The 7,260-nt window shown below is 32.5% G+C and carries 10 protein-coding genes and 1 pseudogene; 8 read left to right on the top strand and 3 right to left on the bottom strand.

Annotated features, from left to right (window positions below; translation table 11 throughout):
* The 6 genes and pseudogenes from katE to B2X73_RS13575 all read left to right on the top strand — a co-directional run.
* Positions 1-610, top strand: a pseudogene (gene katE, locus B2X73_RS13550) (catalase HPII); the annotation flags it as partial.
* Positions 611-649: 39 nt separating this feature from the next.
* Positions 650-883 (top strand): hypothetical protein, encoded by a 234-nt coding sequence (locus B2X73_RS13555; RefSeq protein WP_221856903.1) that lies wholly within the window; start codon positions 650-652, stop codon positions 881-883.
* A 4-nt stretch (positions 884-887) separates the two neighbouring features.
* Positions 888-1,403, top strand: coding sequence for a pyridoxamine 5'-phosphate oxidase family protein (locus B2X73_RS13560; protein ID WP_291096679.1), 516 nt, complete (start codon positions 888-890; stop codon positions 1,401-1,403).
* Between the two features lie 128 nt (positions 1,404-1,531).
* Entirely contained in the window at positions 1,532-1,783 is a 252-nt protein-coding gene (locus B2X73_RS13565; RefSeq protein WP_019976198.1) for a GlsB/YeaQ/YmgE family stress response membrane protein, read from the top strand.
* A gap of 77 nt (positions 1,784-1,860) precedes the next feature.
* Entirely contained in the window at positions 1,861-2,856 is a 996-nt protein-coding gene (locus B2X73_RS13570; protein ID WP_291096681.1) for an SDR family NAD(P)-dependent oxidoreductase, read from the top strand.
* 1 nt (position 2,857) lies between these two features.
* Entirely contained in the window at positions 2,858-3,646 is a 789-nt protein-coding gene (locus B2X73_RS13575; protein ID WP_221856911.1) for a DNA ligase-associated DEXH box helicase, read from the top strand.
* A 33-nt stretch (positions 3,647-3,679) separates the two neighbouring features.
* On the opposite strand, the gene B2X73_RS13580 is transcribed toward B2X73_RS13575, so the two are convergent.
* From B2X73_RS13580 to B2X73_RS13590, 3 genes are all read right to left on the bottom strand, one after another.
* Positions 3,680-4,231 (bottom strand): ferritin, encoded by a 552-nt coding sequence (locus B2X73_RS13580; protein WP_221856913.1) that lies wholly within the window; start codon positions 4,229-4,231, stop codon positions 3,680-3,682.
* Positions 4,232-4,346: 115 nt separating this feature from the next.
* Positions 4,347-4,733, bottom strand: a complete 387-nt coding sequence (locus tag B2X73_RS13585; protein WP_260542826.1) for a DoxX family protein — start codon at positions 4,731-4,733, stop codon at positions 4,347-4,349.
* A gap of 78 nt (positions 4,734-4,811) precedes the next feature.
* Positions 4,812-6,026: an NAD(P)/FAD-dependent oxidoreductase gene (locus B2X73_RS13590; RefSeq protein WP_291096684.1), complete on the bottom strand. Its 1,215-nt coding sequence runs from the start codon at positions 6,024-6,026 to the stop codon at positions 4,812-4,814.
* Between the two features lie 177 nt (positions 6,027-6,203).
* Between B2X73_RS13590 and B2X73_RS13595 the strand changes: the two genes are divergently transcribed.
* Both B2X73_RS13595 and B2X73_RS13600 read left to right on the top strand, forming a co-directional pair.
* Positions 6,204-7,046 (top strand): alpha/beta fold hydrolase, encoded by an 843-nt coding sequence (locus tag B2X73_RS13595; protein ID WP_291096686.1) that lies wholly within the window; start codon positions 6,204-6,206, stop codon positions 7,044-7,046.
* Between the two features lie 3 nt (positions 7,047-7,049).
* Positions 7,050-7,178: a hypothetical protein gene (locus tag B2X73_RS13600; RefSeq protein ID WP_260392044.1), complete on the top strand. Its 129-nt coding sequence runs from the start codon at positions 7,050-7,052 to the stop codon at positions 7,176-7,178.
* The last annotated feature ends 82 nt before the right edge of the window (positions 7,179-7,260 follow it).

Consider the following 7,260-nt stretch of genomic DNA (forward strand, 5'->3'; position numbering starts at 1 on the left):
TCTTGGTATTATCCCTCCAAAAAAGTTGGATGAGCTGACATTAAGTTTTGCAAGGCAAAATCATCCCAATTATCCTCTGAAGCCTAAAAAACAAGAAATAAATTCATCTGATGCACTGAGTATGAAAGTAAAAGAAGGTGAAGGGATTATTAAAACCAGAAAAGTAGCCTTTTTAGTAGATAATGGTGTTTCTAAAAAAAGTGTAGATCAATTAAAAAAAGCATTGGAAAAAGAGGGAGCTCAAGCGGTATTAATTTCATCTAAAGTTGGAGAGCTAACTTATGAAGAAGGAAGTAAAGAAAAGATTTCCCATAGTTATCTTACAGATCCATCTGTTTGTTATGATGCAGTGTTTACACCATCAGGCAAATCAATAGAATCTTTAAAATTGAATCCAGATTATTATGAATTTATCAATGATTCTTACAGACATTGTAAAATATTAGCATTTGCAAAAGGAGCAGGTTCGTTAATGGATAATTCATTTGTTAAACTTGATAGAGGAGTGATTTTAGAAGATGAAAATGAGAATTGGATTGCGGATTTTATTCAAGTAATGAAATTACATCGTATTTGGGACCGTGAAGAAGAAAGGAAGGTTCCTTCATAATAAAATGTTTAACGTGATATAAATATAAAATTTAGACGAATGATATTACAACTTAGTCCTACAATACTTGTTGATACCCCTATTGGTAGAGGTCGTACTATTTTTATAATTGATTATGGTATGCATCAAAATTCGTGTTGGGTTGTAACGATGGAAAAAAATGGCATTGTAAAACATTTTGATAGCAATGACATTATAGTTTGTACAAATTTTACTTTTCATATCAATGAGGAGAAAAATTGTTTTAATCACAATTCAGATATAAAAAAATAAAATTATGGGAAATGCACAGTCACCGACAGAAAATTTGAGCGGAAATAAAGCCATTGAAAAGATAAAAACTATTGCTGAAACTGCCCGAACTTGCTTTTTTACCACCAATATTGGCGGTAATACTACAAGTAGACCAATGGCTCTTCAAGAAGTAGATGAGGTTGGTAACCTCTGGTTTTTGAGTGATGTTCGTTCACTGAAAAATGATGAAATTGAAACCAATCCTAATGTAGAACTGTATTTTATGAATAATTCTAAATACGAATACATCTTTATTAAAGGAAAAGCCAGTGTTTCAAAAGATAAAACTTTAATTGATAAATATTGGACCAATTTTGCAAATGCTTGGTTTGATGGAAAAGACGATCCTAATATCAGTCTAATAAAAGTTTCGCCAAACGATGGGTATTATTACGAAACCAAAGACAATAAGTTTATTGCCATGTCGAAAATGCTTTTTGCCGCCGTTACAGGAAGTACAATTGAAGACGGAGGAATTGAAGGAGAACTGAAACTATAAAGAATAAATTATTGTCTTCTACAATGTTAATTAATTAAAGAAAAATGCAGAAACAAACTATTTATGGCATTGCATTTGAAATATTATTTTTATTAACGCAATTTATTAATATTTAAAAATCACACATTATGGGAATTCTAACATGGATAATTTTCGGCCTTATAGCCGGAGCAATAGCAAAAGCAATACACCCTGGTAACGATCCAGGTGGTTGGATAGTAACAATAATTATTGGGATTATTGGAGCTGTTGTCGGTGGGTGGCTTGGATCGATGCTTTTAGGTGTCGATGTAAGCGGATTTAATATTTCTAGTTTTTTAGTTGCAATTGCTGGAGCAGTTTTATGTCTAGCAGTGTATAGAATGATTTCGAAAAAATAGACTGTCTAATTAACGATTAAAATACTGTAAAGTCTCAGAGCGCTGAGACTTTTTGTTTAATATTACTATTTATAATTATGAAAAATACAGTCATTGATTTAATTACTAAAACAGCGGTAATTACTGGCGCTTCTAGTGGTGTTGGCTTAGCTACAGCACACTTATTTGCTCAAAATGGATATCAATTGGTTTTGGCAGCACGAGGTGTAGAAGGTTTAGAAAAGGCGGTTTCAGAATGCAATGCTTTCGGTGGAAAAGCGGTTTATAAATCAACTGACGTTTCTAATGCAAATGAAGTAAAAGATTTAGTTGAATTTGCTCTGAAAGAATTTGGACGCATAGATGTGTGGGTGAATAATGCAGGTGTTATGGCAAGCGGAAAATTTGAGGAAATTCCTATGGACATAAACGAACAAGTAATCAAAACCAATTTAATGGGGTATATGCACGGAGCGTACTACATATTACCCGTTTTTAAAGAACAAAATCAAGGCATTTTAATTAATAATGTTTCCATTGGAGGATATATGCCAGCTCCATTTAGTTCGGTATATTCGGCAACTAAAACAGGAATAAAAGGGTTGATGAGTGGTTTACAAAGTGAGTATAGTGTGTATCCCGAAATTCATATTTGCAACGTTTATCCACAAGTTCAACAATCTACAGGAAATATGCATTCCGCTAAATTCTCAGGTTTAGATTTTAAAATACCTCCGTTTGCAGCCGATCCTAAAGATACCGCAAAGGTGATATATAATTTAATAAACAAACCTAAAAATGATACCTTTCCAGACGCCACATCATTTATGTTAAAGCTTGCACATGGAGCTTTTCCAGAAACCTTTACCAATTTAGCAACAGGTGTTTTAAGGCTGATGATGAAGGTGAAAAAAGGAAAGGCTGATGAAGGTAATGTTTTACAACCTTCTACCGATCCATATGCTGTTTATGGAAAGATGGCTATTCCAGTACCAACAAAAACAAATCAAAAAATCATCGGAACATCGCTAGTATTCGCTGCAGGATTTTTTGTAGCGAAACATTTAAAAAATAAATCAAAAAAAACAAATTAATTTGAAACTGCTAAAATTCACATCCAAAGGTATTTATTGCATTCCAGGGAAGTTTTATATTGATCCTTGGCGACCTGTAGATTTAGCAGTTATCACGCATGGACATGCCGATCACGCCCGAAGTGGAATGAAAAAATATTTGTGTCATCATTTCACTAAACCTATTTTATTTTCAAGAATTGGTAGAAATATCGAATGCGAAAGTATCGGTTATAGCGAACAACTAACTATAAATGGGGTTAAAGTTTCATTACATCCTGCAGGTCACATAATCGGCTCAGCACAAATTAGGATGGAGTATAAAGGTTATGTAAGCGTAATTTCTGGAGATTATAAATTGCAAGATGATGGGCTTTCTACGGCTTTTGAAGCTGTAAAATGCCACGAATTCATTACCGAAAGTACCTTCGATCTTCCTGTTTACAATTGGCTTTCTGTGGCAGAACAAGAAAAAAACATGCGTGATTGGGTAGATCATAATAGAGCGAAAGGAAAAACTTCGGTATTTATAGGCTATTCTTTAGGGAAATCGCAGCGTATTATGAAAGCATTAGAGGGTATTGGAGAGTTAAATGTCCATTATTCCATTGCAAAATTGAATGAGGCTTACGAAAGTGTTGGTGTTACATTACCTGAGTACAAAACAATAGATTTACGTGATGACAAAAAGCATTTGGATGGAAAAATAATTTTGTTGCTACCTTCTTTGGTTGATAATCCAGTGATGAAGAAAATACCTAATATTTTCTCTTTATTTTCTAGCAATCAAAAATCCCTTAAGTTTTATTAAAATTAAGGGATTTTTGATTTTACAAGAATTAATTTATTCTGCTAATGGGTTGATTTGGTCTGCAGTAGGGAAATCTTGTCCAGTAGTCCCAATTGTTTTATTCAGTTCAAATTTTGCTGCATCCGACATTTTAGCTCCTCCTGCCAATTCAGCTTTGTCTAATAAATCAAGTGCTAATTTCTCTTCTTCTCTTTGTTCAGCAACCAACCATTGTAAGAAATTCCATGTAGCCCAATCTTCTTCATCCATGCTCATTTTGACAATTTTATAAATGGATTCTGTATTTTCAATTTCTTGTTTTAGAACAGCTTGAAAACACTCTAATACATTTTTTGGTTCAGGACCAGGTTTTTGTATAGCTTCAATTTTTACAATTCCTCCTCTTTCTTGTACGTATTCCATAACTTTAGCCATATGTACACGCTCTTCCTGTGAGTGTTTCATCATAAAATTTTTGATTCCATCCAATTGATTTTCGTCTGCCCAGCAAGCAAGCATCAAATACATTTGTGCAGAAAAGGCTTCTAAAGTGATTTGATCATTTAGAGCTTTTTGTAATGTTTTAGAAATTCTAGTTGTATTCATTTTGTTGATTTTATTTATAAATAATAAGTTGAATTTTCGAATCAAATACATCATTTACATATTAATATTTTCTAAAATATTGATGTATTCATATATTGATCTCTATTGAATATGGTTATTTTTGAGTTGATTTGATTGCCCAAAGCATGAGTAATGGTTGTAAAAATAGTCTTGCTAAACGCTTCTGATCCGTATCTAGACCAAATCCATTTCTATGATTTTTATATTGTGCCCAATTTCCAGGGAATACAGCAGCAAAAAATCCTGCAATAACTTTACCTACAAGTTCTTTCTTTTTGTCCGATACTAATATAATTGAACTACCAAGTGCTATTTCTACCACTCCTGAATATACCACAGTATCATCTTTATCTAAGGGCACCCAATTAGGAACTTGAGCTTTAAACTCTTTTCTCGCAATTGTTAAATGTGTAATACCAGCTACCACTAAAAAAGCACCTAGGCTATAACGAGCTATATTTTGTTTCGTTTTCTTTTTCATAATTATATTTATTTAATATTTACCATCCAATTAGATTAGATATTCTTTCTGATTGTAGTTATAAAATTTATTTTTTTATTATTTAGTTGGTCGATCAAAACCAAAGGTTTCTAAGCGACTATCTTTTTGGTTAAGAATGATATTTTTTAAAACTTGAGCTGCAACCATCGAAAATGTAATTCCATTTCCTCCATAACCTAATGCAAATAATGTTCGATCACCTTTTTTCCATGGTCCCATATAAGGTAAACCATCATTTGTGGAGCTAAAAGTTCCGCACCAAGCCATTTCGGTATTGAATTCAATTTCTGGATATAATCGACTAAACTTACGTTCAAGAGTTTTGATTTTTGTTCGAAGTAAATCATCTCTTTTATCAGGATTTTGAAAATCTTCATCTTCACCACCAACGATCAATCGATTATCTTTTGTTGTTCGCATATAAAGATATGGTTCTGCTGTTTCCCATATTAAGCTACGATTTGGCCAAACCATTTTTTCATCAATGGGAGCCGAACAAATGGCGTAAGTAGATAATAAATTCATTACTTTTTTAGGTAGAAATTGACCTGCTTCAAAACCAGTTGCAACAATTACATACTTGCATGAAATAGTATGTCCATGCTCCGTCCATAGTTCGCAATTGTTTTTATTTTCGTTTATTTTTTCCACTTTTGTATGGGTGAAAATCTGTAATTGATGTTTTTCTTGATGATACTTTAATAAATTGATAGCGCCTTTATATGCATCCATCTGAGCAGAAGTATCATTTTGCAATGCTGCAATTCCGTCAATATTTTGGTAAGTTTTCAATTGCTTAGCATCTAAATACTTGACAGGCAAACCGACTTCTGTTCTTATTGTATATTCTTCATCTAACAATTTCACACCTTGCTGATTACTCGCTAATAAAACTGTAGGAACACGTGTAAAATCAGCATCAATATTAGTTTTTTTGAATATATTTTCTATAACTGTAATAGAATCCAAGCAATTGAAATAAGCATCAATAGCAATTTTTTCGGGAACAATATTTATTAATTTACTTAACGGGGTATCAATTTCATATTGTAATTGAGCAGTACTTGCTGCAGAACTTCCTGTAGAAATAGTTCGTTTATCGATAAGAGCGCATTCTACACCTGCTTCACATAATTCGTGCGCAACTAAAGCTCCTGTAATGCCGGAGCCAATTATAGCAACATCTATTTTAAAATCATTTCGAAGAGGATGATATAAATCAAAAAATTCGTTTTTAACAATCCAATAAGGTAATCCAGAATGTAAATCCATAGTTGCGAACTTGTTTAAGTTGAAATTTAGTTACCTAAAAAATCAAGCCAAATTTTGATTGTTGACTTTTTTATTACAGAAATCGCTAATATTTCATAATTGGCTTAATGATTGTGATGAATATGATCATAATCTATCAGTTAGATTATTATTTATAAACCACTTAAAAATATTATTATGGCTAAATTAAAACGAAAAGATTATAAACTAAATTATATCGATTACGGTAATAAACTTGCTCAACCCGTTATTTTGATTCATGGTTGGCCGCTTAGTTTACAATCGTGGGAATATCAAATTCCTAAAATTGTAGAAGCTGGTTTTCGTTGTATTGCCTATGATCGAAAAGGTTTTGGAAAATCTTGTGCGACATGGGATCGTTACGATTATGATGCATTGGCTGAAGATTTACATGCCTTGATTGATGATTTACAATTGGAAAATGTTGTGTTAGTAGGTTTTTCGATGGGTGGAGGAGAAGTTGTGCGTTATATTACCAATTATGGAAACAGTAATATTTCGAAAATAGCATTGATCAGTTCAATTATTCCACTCGTAAAACAAACTGATGATAACGAACACGGCTTTCCACAAAAAGACTTAGATCAGATTGTTCATCAACTTGAAACAAATCGTTTAGAATTTTTAGAAGGTTTTCATAAAGGTTTTTATAATCATGGCTTGTTAAAAAAATCTGTAAGCAAAGAACAATTAGATTTTGATTTTTCGGTTGCTTCGCATGCTTCACCTATTGCAACTTTGAGAGCTGCACGCTCTTGGATGGACACAGATTTTAGAGCTGAATGTAAAATGATAGATGTTCCAACATTAATTATTCATGGAAAAGAGGATCAAACTGTACCAATTAAAACAGCTGGAGATCAAGCTGCAAAATTGATCGCGAAATCGACTTACATTGTGTATGACGATGCGCCGCATGGATTGAATATAACTCATAAAGAACAGTTGAATATGGATTTGATTGAGTTTTTGTTAAATATCGAACATAAAAAAGAGTAGAAGATGGGAAAAGTAAATAAAACAATTGTTTCTAGTTTGGCAATTGCTGGTTTAGGAGGACTTTGCTATGCTTGGCTTAATTTTAGAAAAGTAAAAATACCAACTTATGTAGAAGGTTGTTTTAGTTTTTGATCAAAACAATAATGTTGATAATCAATCCAAACAGAATTTTGATGTAAATCATTGTGGGTAAGTCATATCCTCGTAGACTAAA

It is taken from the genome of Empedobacter sp. UBA7252, from assembly GCF_002472765.1.
Taxonomy (GTDB): Bacteria; Bacteroidota; Bacteroidia; order Flavobacteriales; family Weeksellaceae; genus Empedobacter; species Empedobacter falsenii_B.